Origin of the sequence: Photobacterium carnosum, from assembly GCF_021236965.1 — a bacterium.
Taxonomy (GTDB): Bacteria; Pseudomonadota; Gammaproteobacteria; order Enterobacterales; family Vibrionaceae; genus Photobacterium; species Photobacterium carnosum.
Genome location: NZ_WMDN01000008.1, coordinates 13,674 through 33,229, shown reverse-complemented (window position 1 = coordinate 33,229; position 19,556 = coordinate 13,674). Strand labels below are relative to the sequence as shown.

21 protein-coding genes are annotated in these 19,556 nt (G+C 41.9%); 15 read left to right on the top strand and 6 right to left on the bottom strand.

Features of this window, described 5'->3' with window-relative positions:
* The first annotated feature begins 7 nt into the window (after nt 1-7).
* From GLP24_RS09530 to dam, 6 genes are all read left to right on the top strand, one after another.
* Nucleotides 8-523 carry a pilus assembly protein PilP gene (locus tag GLP24_RS09530; RefSeq protein ID WP_101768070.1) on the top strand — a complete coding sequence of 172 codons (516 nt, stop codon included), beginning with the start codon at nt 8-10 and terminating at the stop codon, nt 521-523.
* 13 nt (nt 524-536) lie between these two features.
* Nucleotides 537-2,258, top strand: coding sequence for a type IV pilus secretin PilQ (locus GLP24_RS09525; protein ID WP_101768069.1), 1,722 nt, complete (start codon nt 537-539; stop codon nt 2,256-2,258).
* A 387-nt stretch (nt 2,259-2,645) separates the two neighbouring features.
* On the top strand, nt 2,646-3,164 hold the full coding sequence (gene aroK, locus GLP24_RS09520) for a shikimate kinase AroK (RefSeq protein ID WP_045035958.1): 519 nt from the start codon (nt 2,646-2,648) through the stop codon (nt 3,162-3,164).
* A 23-nt stretch (nt 3,165-3,187) separates the two neighbouring features.
* Entirely contained in the window at nt 3,188-4,267 is a 1,080-nt protein-coding gene (aroB, locus tag GLP24_RS09515) for a 3-dehydroquinate synthase (protein ID WP_152653822.1), read from the top strand.
* Between the two features lie 23 nt (nt 4,268-4,290).
* Nucleotides 4,291-5,781, top strand: a complete 1,491-nt coding sequence (locus tag GLP24_RS09510; protein ID WP_232615919.1) for an AAA family ATPase — start codon at nt 4,291-4,293, stop codon at nt 5,779-5,781.
* 108 nt (nt 5,782-5,889) lie between these two features.
* Nucleotides 5,890-6,726: an adenine-specific DNA-methyltransferase gene (gene dam, locus GLP24_RS09505; RefSeq protein WP_101768066.1), complete on the top strand. Its 837-nt coding sequence runs from the start codon at nt 5,890-5,892 to the stop codon at nt 6,724-6,726.
* A 9-nt stretch (nt 6,727-6,735) separates the two neighbouring features.
* Here dam and GLP24_RS09500 read toward each other — a convergent pair whose 3' ends face one another.
* Entirely contained in the window at nt 6,736-6,933 is a 198-nt protein-coding gene (locus GLP24_RS09500) for a DUF2970 domain-containing protein (protein ID WP_101768065.1), read from the bottom strand.
* Between the two features lie 202 nt (nt 6,934-7,135).
* On the opposite strand from GLP24_RS09500, the gene rpe reads away from it, so the two are divergent.
* The 8 genes from rpe to GLP24_RS09460 all read left to right on the top strand — a co-directional run bounded on the left by rpe (nt 7,136) and on the right by GLP24_RS09460 (nt 15,299).
* Nucleotides 7,136-7,810 carry a ribulose-phosphate 3-epimerase gene (gene rpe / locus GLP24_RS09495; RefSeq protein ID WP_101768064.1) on the top strand — a complete coding sequence of 225 codons (675 nt, stop codon included), beginning with the start codon at nt 7,136-7,138 and terminating at the stop codon, nt 7,808-7,810.
* Between the two features lie 14 nt (nt 7,811-7,824).
* Complete coding sequence (locus GLP24_RS09490; protein ID WP_232615955.1) at nt 7,825-8,508, top strand: phosphoglycolate phosphatase; 684 nt, start codon at nt 7,825-7,827, stop codon at nt 8,506-8,508.
* Between the two features lie 105 nt (nt 8,509-8,613).
* On the top strand, nt 8,614-9,633 hold the full coding sequence (trpS, locus tag GLP24_RS09485; protein ID WP_101768063.1) for a tryptophan--tRNA ligase: 1,020 nt from the start codon (nt 8,614-8,616) through the stop codon (nt 9,631-9,633).
* Between the two features lie 104 nt (nt 9,634-9,737).
* A complete protein-coding gene (locus tag GLP24_RS09480; protein WP_232615918.1) occupies nt 9,738-10,313 on the top strand; it encodes an aminodeoxychorismate/anthranilate synthase component II in 576 nt (191 codons plus the stop codon).
* A gap of 323 nt (nt 10,314-10,636) precedes the next feature.
* Nucleotides 10,637-11,866 (top strand): aspartate aminotransferase family protein, encoded by a 1,230-nt coding sequence (locus GLP24_RS09475; RefSeq protein WP_232615917.1) that lies wholly within the window; start codon nt 10,637-10,639, stop codon nt 11,864-11,866.
* 104 nt (nt 11,867-11,970) lie between these two features.
* Complete coding sequence (gene astA, locus GLP24_RS09470) at nt 11,971-12,987, top strand: arginine N-succinyltransferase (RefSeq protein WP_232615916.1); 1,017 nt, start codon at nt 11,971-11,973, stop codon at nt 12,985-12,987.
* Between the two features lie 13 nt (nt 12,988-13,000).
* The gene (gene astD, locus GLP24_RS09465; protein WP_152653826.1) at nt 13,001-14,461 is read left to right on the top strand and encodes a succinylglutamate-semialdehyde dehydrogenase; all 1,461 of its coding nucleotides are present in this window, start codon (nt 13,001-13,003) and stop codon (nt 14,459-14,461) included.
* A 40-nt stretch (nt 14,462-14,501) separates the two neighbouring features.
* Nucleotides 14,502-15,299, top strand: a complete 798-nt coding sequence (locus tag GLP24_RS09460) for a DUF1338 domain-containing protein (RefSeq protein ID WP_232598278.1) — start codon at nt 14,502-14,504, stop codon at nt 15,297-15,299.
* Between the two features lie 79 nt (nt 15,300-15,378).
* Here the strand turns inward: GLP24_RS09460 and GLP24_RS09455 are convergent, their stop codons facing one another.
* A complete protein-coding gene (locus GLP24_RS09455; RefSeq protein ID WP_152653840.1) occupies nt 15,379-15,561 on the bottom strand; it encodes a hypothetical protein in 183 nt (60 codons plus the stop codon).
* Between the two features lie 195 nt (nt 15,562-15,756).
* Nucleotides 15,757-16,389 (bottom strand): cAMP-activated global transcriptional regulator CRP, encoded by a 633-nt coding sequence (gene crp, locus GLP24_RS09450; protein WP_101768057.1) that lies wholly within the window; start codon nt 16,387-16,389, stop codon nt 15,757-15,759.
* Nucleotides 16,390-16,771: 382 nt separating this feature from the next.
* Here crp and GLP24_RS09445 point away from each other — a divergent pair, with 382 nt between their 5' ends.
* On the top strand, nt 16,772-17,176 hold the full coding sequence (locus tag GLP24_RS09445; protein ID WP_101768056.1) for an OsmC family protein: 405 nt from the start codon (nt 16,772-16,774) through the stop codon (nt 17,174-17,176).
* A gap of 76 nt (nt 17,177-17,252) precedes the next feature.
* On the opposite strand, the gene GLP24_RS09440 is transcribed toward GLP24_RS09445, so the two are convergent.
* From GLP24_RS09440 to GLP24_RS09430, 3 genes are all read right to left on the bottom strand, one after another.
* Nucleotides 17,253-18,122, bottom strand: a complete 870-nt coding sequence (locus GLP24_RS09440; RefSeq protein WP_101768055.1) for a phosphoribulokinase — start codon at nt 18,120-18,122, stop codon at nt 17,253-17,255.
* A 150-nt stretch (nt 18,123-18,272) separates the two neighbouring features.
* The gene (locus GLP24_RS09435; RefSeq protein WP_101768054.1) at nt 18,273-18,485 is read right to left on the bottom strand and encodes a YheU family protein; all 213 of its coding nucleotides are present in this window, start codon (nt 18,483-18,485) and stop codon (nt 18,273-18,275) included.
* A gap of 97 nt (nt 18,486-18,582) precedes the next feature.
* Nucleotides 18,583-19,551 carry a hydrolase gene (locus GLP24_RS09430; protein ID WP_232576072.1) on the bottom strand — a complete coding sequence of 323 codons (969 nt, stop codon included), beginning with the start codon at nt 19,549-19,551 and terminating at the stop codon, nt 18,583-18,585.
* Between the last annotated feature and the right edge of the window lie 5 nt (nt 19,552-19,556).

Below are 19,556 nucleotides of genomic sequence, written 5' to 3'. Positions count from 1 at the left end.
GGATCTTATGAGAACACTATTATGGCTGTTACCGTTAGGGCTCGGATTAATGGGGTGTCAGGCTAATACTGATTCGGTAGAGCAGTTTATTGCAAAAACGTACACCAATGCGAAAGCAAAAGTAAAGCCATTAGCAGATCCTTATATTTTTGTTGCTGAATCGTTTGTGATGACCAGTAAACGGGTACCTTTTTTAAGACCCAGACCCGAGATGTTATTAGCTAAACAAGCGGATAGTAGTTGTTGGCAACCATTAACTGATCACAAACCAACCCAATTAGAAACATTTCCATTAGAGCAGCTTTCAATGAAAGGGGCGATTGGGCATCAGCGTCAATTGTGGGGATTAGTTTACACCCCAAAAGGTGAGTTAATTAAAATTAAGCCAGGGCAGTTTGTTGGGCTTAATCGTGGCAAAGTCATAAAGGTGAGCGATAAGCTCATTGAAATAGAAGAAACATTACCCGATGGCAAAGGTTGTTGGCTAACACGGTCTGCAAAGCTGGCTTTAGTTCAGCATTAATCAAGGATGAGTTATGAAAGGGAATACATGGTGGCTTAGCCGCCAGATTTTCGTCAGTGTATGGTTAATGTGCTGGGGGGTATTTACCGTAACTAGCGCAACAGCTGCGCCAGCAAGTGGTATCACTAATCAAGTACAAGATATTAAATTTCATCGTGATGGCAAAAACCGAGGTGTGTTAACGGTAAAGTTGAAACAACCGCAATCATTGGTTGATATTCGTCGCCAAGGTAAACAATTACAGTTGGATATCTTTGATACTCAATTAACTAATGAACAAATACATACTTTAGATGTGATTGATTTCGCCACTGTCGTCAATAGTATTGATACCAGTAACGTGCCTCGTGGCGCGCGGTTTGTGTTTAATATGACAGGTAACTATGACTATGATTACCGTATTCGAGGAAACAATCTTGAAGTTACGTTAATTAAACGTGCACAACCGAAAGCAGCCGCGACGACGAGCAAAGGTAATGTGTCTTACAAAGGCAAACCTATTTCAATTAACTTTCAAGATATTCCCGTGCGTAATGTCTTACAGTTAATCGCAGATTATAACGATTTTAACTTGGTTGTTGCTGATACTGTCAGTGGTAACGTCACTCTTCGTTTAGATAATGTGCCATGGCCACAAGTGCTGGATATTATTTTACAAGCAAAAGGGTTAGATAAGCGTGTTCGTGGTTCGGTGCTATTAGTGGCCCCTAAGGCTGAGCTAGCAGCGAATGAACATCAAGTAATGGAAACTGCACGCAAACAGCAAGAATTAGCGAGTTTGCGTTCTGAACTTATTCAAATTAATTATGCTAAAGCAACAGATATTTCAGCATTGTTGAGTGGTTCAAGTGATGGTGTCGGAATGCTGTCTGAACGGGGTTCTCTGCATGTTGATGATCGAACTAATGCATTGATAATTAAAGATACACCAGAAATTATCGCCAGTATCAAAGAGATTGTATTAGCGCTAGATATTCCTATTAAACAAGTACAAATAGAGGCTAGAATTGTTACTATTGATGAAGGTAATATCGATGAATTAGGGGTACGTTGGGGGGTCTCAAGTATTGATGGTGACACAACGATCGGTGGCTCGATTGAAGGTAATCTTGGTAGCTCAGGATTATTAGATGACACCACCGTTGATGACTTTCTTAATGTTAACTTAGGTGCCACTCAAGCGGGAGCCTCGAGTATTGCTTTTCAAGTAGCAAAGTTAGGTAATGTGCTACTCGATTTAGAATTATCAGCGTTACAGTCAGAACGTAAAGCGGAAATTATTTCAAGTCCACGTTTAATGACCACCAATAAAAAAACAGCTTATATTGAACAAGGTACTGAAATACCGTACCTCGAAGCATCATCAAGTGGTGCGGTGTCGGTTGATTTTAAAAAGGCAGTCTTAAGCTTGATGGTAACGCCTCAAATTACACCTGATAATAAGCTGGTACTTGATCTAGAAGTCACTCAAGACAGTAAGGGTGAGGAAGTGCCTACAGGAGTCGGTACAGCAGTGGCAATTAAAACTCAGCGTATCGGTACGCAAGTGTTAGTCAATAATGGCGAAACGGTAGTATTGGGTGGTATTTATCAAAACCAAGTAAATAATACGGTTCGTAAAGTACCTATTTTGGGTGACATTCCAGTGCTTGGTGTATTATTTAGGCATAAAATGGAAGAACTTGGAAAACGTGAATTATTAATTTTTGTCACTCCAAAGATTGTGACGCAATAATTTTTCACTTAGTGAAGTACCTTACTGATAGCACTTCAAAACAATGCTTCAGTAGGGTTAGTATGGGTAAAAATTGTTTTATTTCTGGTGGTTACCTTAACCCTTTGGGTGGGCGTTGAGAATGTTATTCGGCAATTATTAGGATATTTACGAGCTTAATACGATTGACCTCTGACCTCGGGTAAGCCATTATGGCAACCTCTGTGGGTAAGACAGGCTTAATAAAATATCGATTGATGTCGACTAGCTATTGCAAAATAGTAGTCAGTCCTGAGATAATTTTATGTCTTATCACGAATTATATGTGAGGAACTTGGCGCCTCGGGCTTATTTTAAATAGAGCCTGCGGGTGGTGTCGTTTTATTAACCGCGCGTAAATTGCTAAAAATGGCTGAAAAACGAAATATTTTCTTGGTTGGCCCTATGGGAGCCGGCAAAAGCACTATTGGTAGACACCTTGCACAACAGCTGCATATGGAATTCTTTGATTCAGATACTGTGATCGAAGAACGTACTGGCGCTGATATTAGTTGGGTGTTTGATGTGGAAGGTGAAGACGGTTTCCGTGTTCGCGAAGAAGCTGTAATTGATGACCTAACACAAGAGCAAGGTATTGTTCTTGCAACAGGTGGCGGCTCTGTTATTAATAAAGAGAACCGTAATCGCCTTTCTGCTCGTGGTATTGTTGTTTATCTAGAGACGACTATTGAAAAGCAATTAGCTCGTACTCAACGTGATAAAAAACGCCCGTTACTTCAAACTGACACACCTCGTGAAGTACTTGAAGAACTAGCAGCTGAGCGTAATCCATTGTATGAAGAGGTTGCTGACTACGTAGTTCGTACTGATGATCAAAGTGCGAAAGTAGTTGCTAACCAAATCATCAAGATGTTGGAAGAGCGTTAATTAATTAAAAAGAGAAGCTGACCATGGAACGGATCAATGTCAATTTAGATGACAGAAGCTACCCTATTTCAATTGGCGCCGAGTTGTTCGACAACTCGGCGTTGTTTGCATCTGTGATATCTGCAGGCAAACGAGTAGTTGTGGTCAGTAATGATACTGTTGCCCCGTTATATGCGGATCAGGTAATGGCAACCATCAGTTCATTATCGTGCCAAGTGGCACTACTTTCTCTACCTGATGGTGAACAATACAAAACCCTTGATACGTTTAATCACATCATGACATTTTTATTGGAAGGTAATTATGGCCGTGATGTGATTTTAGTTGCTTTAGGCGGCGGCGTTGTTGGTGACATCGTTGGCTTTGCTGCTGCGAGTTACCAACGAGGGGTTGATTTTATTCAGGTGCCAACCACGTTGTTAGCACAAGTTGATTCATCTGTGGGTGGAAAAACTGCGGTTAATCACCGTCTGGGTAAAAACATGATTGGTGCTTTCTACCAACCTAAAGCAGTGATTATTGATAATCATTGTTTACAGACCTTGCCGCAACGAGAGTTAGCAGCAGGATTGGCGGAAGTCATCAAATACGGCATTATTGCCGATCATGATTTTTTTGTTTGGTTAGAAAATAACATTGAGCGGTTACAGGCATTGGATAACGAGGCGTTGTGTTACGCCATTAGCCGTTGCTGTCAAATTAAAGCCGATGTTGTTGCTGCCGATGAAAAAGAATCAGGAGTAAGGGTGTTACTTAATCTTGGTCATACTTTTGGCCATGCTATTGAAGCAGAAATGGGTTACGGTAATTGGCTGCATGGCGAAGCGGTGTCAGCAGGTACAATTCTCGCAGCACAAACTGCCGCAAAGCAGGGATTAATCAGTAATGCTGATGTAACGCGTATTATTGCATTACATCAACGAGCAAATTTGCCCGTTGTTGCCCCTGAAACGATGTTTTTTGACGATTTTATTAAGCATATGATGCGAGATAAAAAAGTATTGTCAGGTCAGCTACGCTTAGTATTACCGACGTCGATTGGTAGTGCTGAAGTTGTGGCTGATGTTCCTTTTGATGTGCTTCAGGACGTTATTGGTCACTAAACTGTCGCTAAATGATGACTAGCATGACAAAACGAAAAAGTCTGGATCTGGAAAGCCAGATCCAGTTGCTGACTCGAGTACAATTTATTACTCGGTTTAGTTCCCATCTTATTCACCTCTCTGGTGCTCAAGGCTCAGGTAAAACTTGGCTCGCACACGCTTTTCTTGAAGATTATGCCTCCGATTGCCATCAAATATTATTGATGTGTCAGCGTGGACAAACGGACGTTCAACATCGTACGTTACTGCTGCAGCAATTTGTTAGTCACGCTATGTTTAACGAACATGATTCCTTATGTCAAAGCGTTGAGCATTTATTGGCGAACCAACATTATAAATTAATGGTGGTGATTGATGACGCCCATCTTTTGAGTCCAATCCTAATTGCTGAATTATGGGCGTTGGCACAATATGCAAATCAACATGCTGAGTTACAACTTAATATTGTGTTATTTGCAAATAGTGGTGAATTAAATCAAACTTTAGCCCATGTTGCTCACGGTTCGGGTATTACCCCTGTTGAACTTGATATTGATGATTTTAGTCAGCAAGAAGTGGTTTTATTTAGTGATATGTTAATCGCTACCGATGGACTCGATATGTCTTGTCGTCGAACGCTAAAGCAACGTTTATTGATGGCGCTTCCTCGCCCTGGCGTATTGCACAATCTTCCGCAAGAAGAAGGGATAACCATGGATTCAAATATTAGCAACAAACCATTATTACCCATTGTGATTGGTGGCGTGATCAGTGTTTTAATTGTTGGTGGTTATTTCTTTATGACAACACGCTCTAGTGGTGAGTCTGCATCTTCAACTATAACTATACCTCAGCTCCCTGCGGCCGCAGTGGTAACTATTGATAAAGAGCCATTACCACCACAAGTTAATCCTCAGGAGTTAACTGTAGGGCGTCAAGACGATGCTGTGGGTCAAGAGCGAGTTGTTATCTCGGACCAGCAAATTGATGCCATTATTGATGACCATGCGCTGAAAGGATATCCTGCCGCAACAGAAGCAACAGAAGCAACAGAAGCAACAGAAGCAACAGAAGCAACAGAAGCAACAGAAGCAACAGAAGCAACAGAAGCAACAGAAGCAACAGAAGTAGTTAAAACCCCATCTATCGTTGCAGCTAAAATTATTAAAATGCCATCTTCTGCGGTTGTTAATGTTATATCAGCACCCGTCTCTAAGTTAGATTGGTCGCTTAAATTAGCGGCTGATAAAAAACTATTAATCGCAGTGAAGCCGACGCATTATGCATTACAATTGGCTGCAACTCAGAGTCTTGCTGCGGCTGTAGAATTTATGACGACCCATAATGTAACGGATGCGATGTTTTTCCAAACAGAACGTAATCAGCAGTCATGGTTTATTGTGGTTACTGGTAATTACGCAACAGTTACTCAAGCCCGTACGGCGAAGCGTCAATTAGCACCATCGTTACAACAGCTAAAACCATGGTTAAAATCTTATCGTAAGATTACGCAAGAAATAAATCGCTTAAAATAAGGTCATTAATGTGAGTTATTTATGTGAACTGGTATCAGCATAGGGTGTAAATGAGGTACAATCCGCGACCTTTCGTGAGATTCTTGTAAGTGGTGGTGGGTTAGCTTAATGAAAAAGCATCGTGCATTCCTGAAATGGGCTGGAGGTAAGTATTCTCTGGTCGAGGAAATCAAACGACACCTACCGCCTGCGCGTAAATTGGTTGAACCTTTTGTGGGTGCTGGATCGGTATTTTTAAATACGGATTATGAGCATTACTTGTTGGCAGATATCAATCCAGATCTGATTAATTTATATAATATTATTAAACAAGAACCTGAGCGTTACATTGAAGATGTACGCCGATTATTTACGCCTGAATATAATAATAGAGCTGCGTATTTAAGTATCAGAGAAGAGTTTAATCACAGTACTGATCCTTACCAGCGTTCGATTTATTTTCTATATCTAAATCGACATGGTTTTAATGGTTTATGCCGTTACAATAAAAAAGGCGGTTTTAACGTGCCTTTTGGATCGTACAAAAAACCGTATTTTCCTGAAGCGGAAATGTATTACTTTTCTGAAAAATCCAAACGTGCCACTTTTGTGTGTGAAGGTTACAGCCAGACATTTTCACGCGCTCGTAAAGGCAGTGTGATTTATTGCGATCCACCGTATGCGCCATTATCAACTACGGCTAACTTTACTTCTTATTCTGGTAATGGTTTTAGTTTAGATGATCAAGCAACACTAGCTAATGTGGCAGAAAAAGCAGCGACCGAGCGTGATATTGCGGTATTGATTTCTAATCATGATACGCCATTGACGCGTCGTTTATATACGGGGGCTGATTTGGCCGTCGTTAGAGTTAAACGTACCATCAGTCGTAATGGTAGTGGTCGAAATAAAGTCGATGAATTATTAGCACTATTTAAAACGCCAGGTGCAACTGATAACGAATAATTACGATATCTAGATTGCTGTTGCCTGCTGGGCGATAGCAATCAATGTAATAACCAATACCCCGATAATAATTCCCCCAATGATGATAAACGGCCATGGACTTGAATGCTTGAAGTCTTGCTGGTGCTGTTGTTGTGATTGCACCCCAAATAACGCCGCTAATACACTCTTTATTATTCCCCAGACAGTGACTTTCCTTTCATCCATTAGTTTTTTATTCCTTGTTTTTTACGAATATTATTGTTGATTGTAGTGGCTATGTTGATAGCCGTACTGATAATTATAGCTAACTACAGCAATCTATAAATCCAGTAAGACAACACTTAGGGGATCGGGTAGACTGACTGCAATTTAAATGCTTGGTACGCCGAGCCTGTTGTTTTTTATCGCTAGTGTAGAGAGGCTAAACATGAAGGACTTTTTGATCGCTCCATCTATTTTGTCTGCTGATTTTGCCCGCTTAGGTGAAGATGTAGCAAACGTATTGGCAGCGGGTGCTGATGTGGTCCATTTTGATGTTATGGATAATCATTTTGTCCCTAACCTGACGTTTGGTGCGCCTATCTGTCAAGCCTTACGTAACTACGGTATTACCGCACCGATTGATGTGCATTTAATGGTAAAACCTGTCGATCGTATTATTCCTGATTTTGCCAAAGCTGGCGCTAGCATGATTACATTTCATGTTGAAGCGACTGACCACATTGATCGTACTTTACAGCTAATTAAAGAACATGGCTGTCAAGCAGGGGTAGTGTTTAATCCAGCGACGCCATTACATCACCTTGATTACATCATGGATAAAGTGGATATGATTTTGATCATGTCAGTTAATCCAGGTTTTGGTGGCCAATCTTTTATTCCTAGTACGTTAGATAAATTGCGCCAAGTGCGTCAGCGCATTGAAGCTTCAGGGCGTGATATTCGTCTAGAAGTGGATGGTGGTGTTAACGTTAATAATATTGCTGAAATTGCAGCGGCGGGCGCAGATATGTTTGTTGCTGGCTCTGCTATTTTTAATGAACCTGATTATAAAGTCGCGATTGATAAGATGCGTGCACAGTTAGCTGAGGCTAAGCGTTAATGATCTCTGAAAACATGATTGAAAATATTAAATTTATTGCGTTTGATTTAGATGGTACTTTGCTTGATAGCGTCCCTGATTTAGCTGATGCTGCTGATTTGACTATGCGTCATCTTGGCCGTGAAGGGGTAACTGTAGAACAGGTTACTACTTGGATTGGTAATGGTGCTGATATTTTAATTGGTCGTGCATTAAGTCGTAGTTTTGATATTGATCCACAATTAGATCCTGCTTTACAACGTCAAGCTCGTGAGTTATTTGATCATTATTATGCGGCTGGCGGTCATCAAAAAAGTGCGCTTTACGCCGATGTGAAAACAACGCTCGCTCATTTACACCAAGCGGGTGTACCAATGGCGATTGTTACTAATAAACCATCACAATTTGTGCCTCATCTGCTTGAAGAACATGGTTTGAGTGCTTACTTTGTTGATGTGATTGGTGGTGATACGTTCCCATTGAAAAAGCCAGATCCGTTCGCGTTACATTGGCTAATGGAGAAACATCAGCTTATTGCTTCTGAAATGCTAATGGTGGGCGATTCGCGCAATGATATTCTTGCAGCTCAAGCCGCAAGTTGTCGTTCATTAGGACTGACTTATGGCTATAACTATGGTCAGCCAATCAGCGATAGTGAGCCCGATGTTGTCTGTGATCACTTCAAGCAATTACTTGATGTGGTTAAACTAGGCTGCTAGTACATTACGGTGTACACTAAAAAAACAATAATGTGAGGTGCTGATAACGATGTTATTAGTGCCTTTCGTCAATACAATTACAAATATTAACAGGACAGCCTGATCATGAGTAAACCCATTGTATTAAGTGGCGTACAGCCTTCTGGTGAATTGAGTATCGGCAACTACCTTGGTGCGCTGCGTCAGTGGGAACAGATGCAAGATGATTATGATTGCCAGTATTGCGTGGTTGATTTACATGCCATTACTGTGCGTCAAGATCCTAAAGCACTTCATGAAGCAACCCTCGATGCATTAGCTATTTGTTTGGCTGTTGGTGTTGATCCAAAGAAAAGCACGTTGTTCGTGCAGTCTCATGTACCAGAGCATGCTCAGTTGGGTTGGTTATTAAATTGCTATACTCAAATGGGTGAGCTAAGCCGCATGACTCAGTTTAAAGATAAATCAGCACGTCACGCTAATGACGTTAATGCGGGCTTATTTGGTTACCCAGTACTGATGGCTGCCGATATTTTATTATACGGTGCGCACCAAGTGCCAGTAGGTAGCGATCAAAAGCAACATCTAGAGTTAGCACGTGATATCGCCAACCGTTTTAATAATCTCTATGGCAGCGTTGAAAGCCCAATTTTCCAAGTGCCTGAACCGTATATTCCAGCGATTGGCGCGCGCGTAATGAGCTTACAAGATGCGACTAAGAAAATGTCTAAGTCAGATGATAACCGTAAGAACGTTATTACGCTGCTTGAAGATCCTAAGTCAATTCTAAAGAAAATCAATAAAGCACAAACAGACGCAGAAATGCCACCCCGTATCGCCCATGATAGTGAGCAAAAAGCGGGTATTTCAAATCTAATGGGTTTGTATTCTGGCGTGACAGGCAAAACATTTGCTGAGATTGAAGCGCAGTATGCTGGTGTTGAAATGTATGGTCCGTTTAAGAAAGACGTGGGTGAGGCATTGGTTGCAATGCTAGAGCCTGTACAGGCTGAATACCAACGTATTCGTCATGATCGTGCTTATCTTGATAGTGTGATGAAAGCGGGTGCGGATAAAGCATCAGCACGTGCTGCTGAAGTGTTGAAAAAAGCTTACCATGCAGTCGGTTTTGTTGCTCGCCCATAAGCGCTGACAGTAATTATTATAAAAAAAGCAGGGCTTCGGCTCTGCTTTTTTATCGCGAGTTAGTCACTGTCGTTGGCAGTTAAGAATAAGAGCTTAGTTGTAGTATGTTGTTAATTATTGATAACTACGATTCATTTACTTACAATCTCTATCAATACTTTTGTGAGTTAGGCGCTGAAGTGGTTGTTGTGCGCAATGATGCAATTGATATTGCAGCCATCGAAGCATTAGCACCGATGCATTTAGTCATTTCCCCTGGTCCTTGTACCCCTAATGACGCGGGTATTTCTTTGCAAGCGATTGAATATTTCGCGGGTAAATTACCTATTCTTGGAGTTTGTCTTGGGCATCAATCGCTAGCACAAGTGTTTGGTGGTGATGTAGTACGCGCTCGACAAGTGATGCATGGCAAAACATCCCCCATTTACCATACTGATCGCGGTGTGTTTGAAGGACTGAATAACCCGTTAACCGTTACCCGTTACCATTCTTTGGTAGTTAAAGCGGTGACATTACCTGATTGTTTTGAGATCACGGCGTGGACTGAATTAAATGGTCAATTCGATGAAATTATGGGAATTCGACATAAGACATTGGATTTAGAAGGGGTACAATTTCACCCAGAAAGTATTTTGACCGAACAAGGTCATCAATTATTGGCTAATTTCCTTCAGCGTTAATCCTTCTGCTACTACTTTTCTAACGTACTTATTGCTGCGCGAGTAAGTACGCTTCTCTGTTGTTATCATTCATTATCTTCGTTATTTGAGCCGCTTTTTTTTCGCTAAAATGCAATGTTATGCATTTGATGGAAATAGTTTCCTTAGCGGAAAGAATATTGGTCATAAGAGTGGTTAATCATCTTCTGTAAATAATGCATAACTATCGCGAGTGTATTTATTACTTAACACCTTAGTTTTAATAAAAATAGCTGTTATTGTTGGCAAAGGTTAATAAAATGTAAATACTAGTGATAAGGCATACAGCACAGAAGGACAGTGTGATGGCAACAGAAGAGAAACTGCAACGTTCGTTATTTAATGAGGTTATGGTGCCTTGCTATGCGCCGATGGATATTATTCCTGTTCGTGGACAAGGCTCACGCTTATGGGATCAACAGCAACGGGAATACATTGATTTTGCTGGCGGGATAGCGGTTAGCTGTTTGGGCCATTGTCATCCAGTGATGGTGACGGCATTAACCGAGCAAGCGCAAAAGTTATGGCATTTAAGTAATGTGATGACCAATGAGCCTGCTTTGCGCTTAGCAGACAAACTGACCCAACTCACTTTTGCCGACAAAGTCTTTTTCGCTAACTCTGGCGCAGAAGCCAATGAAGCCGCATTAAAATTGGCGCGTCGTTATGCCGTTGATAACTTTAGTGCCGATAAAGATCAAATTATCGCCTTTCATCATGGTTTTCATGGTCGAACCTTTTTTACCGTGACAGTCGGTGGTCAAAGTACTTATTCCGATGGTTTCGGTCCTAAGCCCCAAGCCGTTACTCACCTGCCTTATAATGATCTAGCAGCTATTGCTGAATTAATGTCTGATAAAACCTGCGCCGTGATGATGGAACCTTTACAAGGTGAGGGCGGTATAATTAGCCCAACCATTGAGTTTGTGCAAGGGGTGCGTGAACTGTGTGATAAACACCATGCATTGTTGATCTTTGATGAAGTTCAAACGGGTAATGGACGGACGGGAGACTTGTTTGCTTACCAAGGTTTAGGTGTCACTCCAGATATTCTCACCACTGCAAAATCATTAGGCGGTGGTTTTCCTGTTGCTGCCATGCTGACAACGACGGCACTTGCCGCTCACCTCAAAGTGGGTACCCATGGTTCAACCTATGGTGGTAATCCTCTCGCATGTGCGGTTGCTGAAGCGGTGATCAATACCGTTAGTCAGCCCGCAGTATTAGCCGGAGTGAAACAGCGCGAGCAATGGTTTCGTGAGGGATTAATGCAAATTAACCGCCGTTATCCTATTTTTAGTGAAATTCGTGGTAAGGGATTATTACTGGGAGCGGTACTTACACCACAATGGGAAGGTCGAGCACGAGATATATTGGTTGCAGCAGGTAAAGAAGGGGTGATGGTATTAGTTGCCGGGACAGATGTGGTGCGCTTTACACCTTCACTAGTGATTGATAAAAAAGACATCGATGAAGGGATGCAACGCTTAGAAGCGGCAATTGCGACGTTATATAACGCGCATTCTGAGCGGTGATTGAATGGTAATTGCGGGGTTAGTTAACACTAATAACCCCATTCTAACGCTGATTTCGAGCGGGGCAATGGCTGGAGTCATTGCCTACTTTAGGAGGGAATGTCATGCTCATTATTCGTCCTATTACTACCACTGATTATTCTGCGCTGATGCAATGTGCTGAAGCCTCGGGCCATGGTTTTACGTCACTGCCTATCAATGAAGATTTACTTCGTCGTCGTATTCAACATTCTCAAGCCAGTTTTAATGCCAACGTTACTTCACCAGGACAAGAAAGTTATCTATTGGTCGCCGTTGATAGTGACAGTGGCCAAGTGGTTGGTACCACTGCGATTGAGGCAACAGTTGGGCTTGATGTTCCTTTTTATAATTATCATTTAAGTACTGTCACCCATGCCTCGCGTCAGTTAGGGGTGCATAACACTGTAAAAGTGCTGACATTGGGGAGCCAATATACGGGTGAGACGGAGCTGTGTAGCTTATTTTTATTGCCCGAGTGGCGACAAGGTGTCAACGGACGCTTATTGTCTAAGTCGCGCTTTTTGTTGATGGCGGATCATCGACAGCGATTTGCTGACGTTGCCTTTGCTGAAATGCGTGGTGTGTCTGATGAGCAGGGTAATTCTCCTTTTTGGCAATGGTTGAAAGAGCATTTCTTTTCGATTGATTTTACTTATGCAGATTATTTAACGGGCATTGGTCGCAAAGGCTTTATTGCTGATTTAATGCCGAAATTACCGATTTACGTCAATTTACTCAGCAAAGAAGCACAAGCGGTGATTGGGAAAGTACATACCAATACTCGCCCAGCATTACAGCTGTTAGAACAAGAAGGATTTTGTTGCCGCGGTTATGTTGATATTTTTGATGCGGGTCCAAGTGTTGAATGTGACGTTCGAAATATTGAAACTGTGCGTCATTCGCAGCGCTATTCGGTCGATATTGGTGAACATAGCAGCCAACAACATTACCTTATTTCAAATTGCCAGTTAGCTGGGTTTCGAGCGGTTGCGGCTCCTATTGCGATTACGGCGCAAGGACAAGCCATGATGACCGCGGATGTTGCAGTCGCGCTTAATGTGAAAATGGGTGATGAAGTACGATTAGTTGCGCAATCATAATAAGGAGAATCGAATGAGCTTATGGATTAATAATCAATGGCTAGTGGGCGATGGTGAGCAATTTCAATCACTCAATCCTTATAATGATGATGTAGTTTGGCAAGGTCATGCCGCGAGTGTTGATCAAGTTGAGTGTGCTGTTGCCGCTGCAAATACAGCGTTTTTAAGCTGGCGTAATACGACGTTTAGTGAACGCTTAGCCATCATTGAACGCTTTGCTCAATTACTGCAACAACATCAATCGCAACTGGCACACATTATTGCGACTGAAACAGGTAAGCCATTATGGGAAAGTACCACTGAAGTTGCGGCTATGATTGCCAAAGTAGGGCTATCAACGCAGGCTTATCATGAGAGAACCGGCACCCGTCAGCGTCAACAGGCCAATACCACCATGATTGTTCGTCATCGTCCGTTAGGGGTAATGGCGGTATTTGGACCGTATAACTTCCCCGCTCATTTACCTAATGGTCATATTATTCCTGCATTGTTAGCCGGTAATACCGTGGTCTTTAAACCCTCAGAATTGACGCCCAATACCGCCCAACGGATGTGTGAGTTGTGGCAGCAAGCGGGTATTACTGATGGGGTGCTTAATTTGGTGCAAGGTGGACGAGCAACGGGAGCAGCATTAGCCATGGCAACTGGGGTCGCTGGGGTATTGTTTACCGGGAGTGCACAAACAGGACATTTATTGCATCAGCAATTTGCAGGGCAACCTCAAACCATGCTGGCCTTAGAGATGGGAGGCAACAACCCATTGGTTGTCGGTCAAGAGTATGGTGAGATTGAGGCTGCAGCATATACTATTATTCAATCGGCTTTTTTAAGTGCAGGGCAGCGTTGTACGTGCGCGCGGCGATTATATATTGCCACCGGAAAAGCTGGCGATGCTCTGTTAGCCCGTTTAGTCGCGGTCGCCTCGCAATTGCTGGTGGGCGATCCATTAGCAACCCCAGCACCGTTTATGGGACCATTAATTTCTGTTGTGGCGGCAGATCACATCATATTGCATCAACAACAACTCTTGGATGCGGGTGGCGTTGCTTTATTAATGGCAACTCGAGGACAAGGCGCAATTGTGACGCCTGCGATTATCGATGTTAGTGCTATTAGTGAACTCGCGGATGAAGAATATTTTGGACCGTTATTACACGTTAGTCGTTATGTCGATTTTACTCAAGCGGTCGCGAGTGCTAATCAAACCCGTTATGGATTAGCCGCTGGGTTAATTTCCACTGATAGCCAGCAATGGCAATATTTTATTGAACATATTCGCGCTGGAATTGTGAATCGTAATCGACCGTTAACGGGAGCGAGTGGTGACGCGCCTTTTGGTGGCCCTGGCGCATCAGGTAATCTTCGTCCAAGTGCTTACTATGCGGCTGATTATTGTGCTTATCCGATGGCATCTGTTGAGGGGGATGATGTGCAATTACCGTCTCAATTAGCGCCAGGAGTAAGCTTGAGCTAAGGTTTAATGAGTGATAATACTTTCAATAGGCAGGCTGATTATGGAATCTATTACCCAACTTTTTGATAGTTTATGGCGCGATTATAGTCAACGGTTATGCCCCTCTGCGGTGCAAATACAGCAGTTGTTAACTGAGGACGCGGCGTTACTCAATGATCATATAGCATTGCGTAGTTTTGGATTACCCAAATGTGGCTTAGCGGTAATTGCCGCGCCATTTATTGCCTTGGGGTACCAGCCACAAGCGAAATATCATTTTAATGCTAAAAAGTTGTATGCAGAATCCTTTATTCATTCCAATCCGTTACTGCCAAAAGTCTTTATCAGTGAATTACAATTAGCGGGGTGTTCTGCAGAATTACAACAAATGATACGGACATTGCTCGATCAGGTTGATGATGCTTATTTTCGCAAACCTGATTTTGTTTATAGTGGTCGTCCGTGGCAACTTGATTTTGCAACCTATCAATTTTTAGCCGCTGAAAGTGAATATGCGGCATGGGTTGCGGCGCATGGTTTTGGGGCTAATCATTTTACGGTCAATATTAATCAATTAGAGCAGTTCTCTGATCTTGAGGAGGTGAATCATTTATTACGTCATAACCAGTTTGTGATTAATCAGGCTGGGGGCGAAATTAAAGGTAATGCTGAAGTAATGTTAGAGCAATCAGCAACTATGGCTGATGTAGTAGGAGTGAGTTTTAGAGATGGTATTCATAAAATATCGGGTGGATTTTATGAATTTGCTAAACGTTACCCGCAAACCAATGGTGAATTATATTCAGGGTTTGTGACTGCTTCAGCAAATAAGATATTTGAAAGTACGGATCGTGAATAGAAAGCATTCATCGGTACAAAGTGAACTATCGCGTAATAAAAAACAGCACTGCGTCATATAAGTGCTGTTTAGAATAAAATTAATTATCTAGCGGCGAACCCCAAACTCCTGATTCATCAGCAGGGCAGCGGCGTAATCCTGTTTGTTGTTCAAGGTAGCAACGACTATCACTAAACCCTGTCATTTCAATGGTTGTTGGTTGACTGGTTAATACCCCAGGTACTGTGGTGTAACTATTAGCAGAAAAGCGTTCAATATCCATATTGACCATTATTGATTTAAAATCCATTTGTGAGCGAAATGTAGCATAAATAGATGCTATTACAAGTTAAAATTTAACAGTAATGCAGATGTGCTCAATGATTGCTTTTGGGTGTGACCATAAGGGGGAAATGATCAAAAAAAACCGCAGGCATAAGCTGCGGTTTCATCGGTGATCTTGGTATTACTAAAATAATTAGCGTGTACCGTAAACCACAATAGTCTTGCCGTGAGCAGAAATAAGATTTTGCTCTTCCAGCATTTTTAAAATACGACCGACTGTTTCGCGAGAACAACCTACGATCTGGCCAATTTCTTGACGAGTGATCTTAATTTGCATGCCATCAGGGTGTGTCATTGCATCGGGTTGTTTTGCAAGGTTAAGTAGTGTCTGTGCAATACGACCAGTTACATCAAGGAATGCAAGATCTCCTACCTTTTGACTTGTCACTTGTAAACGACATGCCATTTGAGCAGATAGACGCATTAAAATATCTGGATTAACTTGAATTAACTGACGGAATTTCTTGAATGAAATTTCTGCAACTTCACAAGGGCTTTTTGCACGAACCCAAGCTGTACGTTCTTGGTCATCTTCGAACAAGCCGAGTTCACCAATAAAGTCGCCCTGGTTTAGGTAAGAAAGGATCATCTCCTTACCTTCTTCATCCTTGATTAATACAGCAACAGAACCCTTCACGATGTAGTACAAAGTTTCTGCTTTTTCACCTGCGTGAATTAACGTACTCTTTGATGGATATTTGTGAATGTGACAATGGGAAAGAAACCACTCTAAAGTTGGATCTGTTTGCGGTTTACCTGGAACCATATTACTAACTTCCTCTGCATATGTTGCCCAACAATATGTTCTGTAGATATAACTCAACAAAATGGTGTGTTGGCAGGGTTACTCACTCAGCGGTTAGGCTGTGAGTTAACTTGAACTGGCTTAGAGTGTATCCTTTTTCTGCAGCTTTTTCTTGATATTGATCGAGCAGACTTGCTCATTTATGAGAGATAAGTGTGCACGTGATCACATCGTTGTGACTTAGTTGCCTAACGTGCCGTTTTAAAGTGGTTTTACTCTCTAATTTTACAAATATAAATATGCAACATTATTAACATAAAACAAAATAAACACTGTTTACATTGATGAAATTGTCAATGAAAATGAACTGAATTTCTGAAGAATATAGCTCAAGGATATAAATATGCAATCACGTGTGAAGTGGTTAGAAAATATGACGTTTGTAGGTCAATCTGCATCGGGTCATAGTGTTGTGTTAGATGGTAATGGCGGTGAAAAAGCCCCAAGTCCAATGGAATTAGTATTAATGGCTGCGGGAGGGTGTAGTTCAGTTGATGTTGTTAGTGGTTTACAAGAATTACAGCAGCAGATCACTGGTTGTGAAGTTGAAATCTCAGCTGAACGTCGTGAACAAGCCCCTCGAATTTTTACTCATGCAAATTTACACTTTGTTGTCACTGGTCATGATTTAAATGATCAGCTAGTGAGTAAAGTGGTGGCAGACTCTCTCGAAAAATACTGCTCAGTGTGTTTAATGCTGGGTCAAGGTGTCGAAATGAGCCACAGTTATGAGATTGTTGTGGCGTAACACGATGATGATTACGGTTGCTGATACCAGTGACCGTTAATCTAACAAAGTAATGGTTAATTAATATAGGTAATGATTACGCTATTTTGCCGTTTTCAATTAATTGTTCGAGCAGCGGGCGCATAATTAATTCCATCGCAAAACTCATTTTACCACCGGGGACAACAAGGGTGTTGTGACGTGACATAAATGAACCTTGAATCATCGCCAATAAATGCGGAAAGTCGACATTCTTTAAGCCACGAAAACGGATCACCACAAAGCTTTCATCTAAACTTGGAATACCTTTGGCGCTAACAGGGTTTGAGGTATCCACCGTAGGGACTCGTTGAAAGTTAATATGGGTGCGAGAAAATTGCGGGGTGATGTAATTTAAGTAGTCATCCATTGAGCGCACTATCGATTCCATTACCGCTTCTCTTGAATGGCCGCGGTCGCGAGTGTCGCGAATGATCTTTTGAATCCACTCTAAGTTAACAATCGGCACCATGCCAATCAGTAAATCAACATGTTGGGCTGCATTGGTTTCCCCATCAACCACACCACCATGTAACCCTTCATAAAATAATACATCGGTATTTTCAGCAAGCTGTTGCCAAGGGGTGAATGTTCCGGGCATTTGATTATAAGGTACGGCTTCATCAAAGGTATGTAGGTAACGCCGAAACTTGCCACTACCGTCTTGAGCATATTGTTCGAAAAAGTGGGCTAATTGCTCGAAATCATTGGCTTCAGCGCCGAAATAACTGATGTGGCGACCTTGATCTTTAGCTTTACGGATTTCACAATCCATTTCTGGGCGAGTGAAGCGATGAAAACTATCGCCTTCTAACCATGCCGCGTTGATGTCCATCATATTAAACATCTTGCGAAAGGCTTCAGAGGTGGTGGTTGTGCCCGCGCCTGATGAACCTGTGACAGCAATAATAGGGTGTTTTACCGACATAACTCACCTGTTGTTGTGATTATTACGTGATGAATAACAAAAATAGACAGTGATAAATGTTACTACAAGTTTGCTGAAATGTCGGTATTAAGTGATAAAAATGCAGATGAAGACAAGTTTTGGTGAGTGATAATACAGTGACTAATTGGATTACATTTGATTTCTTAGCTTAATATCTACCGATTCATGTAATTCAGAGAAAACAATCACCGCATCACCTGATTCTAGTTGGCGTCGAACATAAGCGACTTTATCACTGAGGCTAATTTCTACTTCGCCATAATCGGTACCTTCACGCAAAATAAATTGTTCAATCAGGTTTGTTAATGTTTCTGGATCGATGTCTTGCCAAGGAATAATCATTACAACTTCTTAAATGACTAATAAAATAATAGCCGCAGTATATTCTTAAACTTAACTGAAAAGAAACTTAGTCATTATGTGGTGATGTTGCTTGATACTAAGTTAATTGTTGCTGAAACCACGTCGGCACAGTGTGTTCTAACCAAAATTGTGGTTTGAGTAAGCTGCCATTGATAAAGCCAACATGACCCCCTGTCGCTGATAGATCATAGTGAATGTTGGTGGGTAAGGGGTGCTGAGGAATGACATCACGACACATAAAGGGATCATCTTTAGCGTGAATAATCCGTAAGGGGAGTGTGATCTTAGCCAGTTGTAGTAAACCACTACAACGTTGATAGTAATCATCGGCATTCTTAAATCCATGCAGTGGTGCCGTTACTGCTTGGTCAAATTGCCATACACTGTTAATTGATGCCAGTTGTTGCTGATTAATCGGCATGGTATGAGGGTGACGCTCAATTTTTTGGGCAACGGTGCGTTTAAGTGATGTTAGTAAGTAGTGTTGATAAACGCGCGAGAACCCTTGCTGAATACGATGGGAACATGAGGCTAGGTTGAGCGGTGGTGAGATAGCTTGGGCTGCGATGAGTTCGCTATTATCAGGGTAGTGAGCTAAGTAATTAATCAGCACATTACCGCCAAGTGATACACCTACTGCCATTAACGGACGCTGTGGAAATTGCTGACGTAACCATTGAATGAAGAAGCGTACATCCTTAATGTCACCAGAATGATAGCTTTGCGGATGACGATTTAGTTCACCACTGCAACCTCTAAAATGCATCATCACCCCAAGCCAGCCTTGTTGTTTGGCTGCCATCAATAGACCATTAGCGTAAGGGCTATTAAAACTTCCTTCTAAGCCATGTAATAAAATCATTAATGGTTGGTGATGGTTTGTCAGATCGGGCTGCTCTGTCCATGCCAAATCAACAAAATCGCCATCAGGCATTTCAAGACGCTGGGTGATGGGTGTAAAGAGGGGCTGGTGACGAATTAAGCGAGGTAATAAGGTTTGTAGGTGTGGATTGCGTAATCCTATCGGGGCAGTGAATGGCTGCATATGAT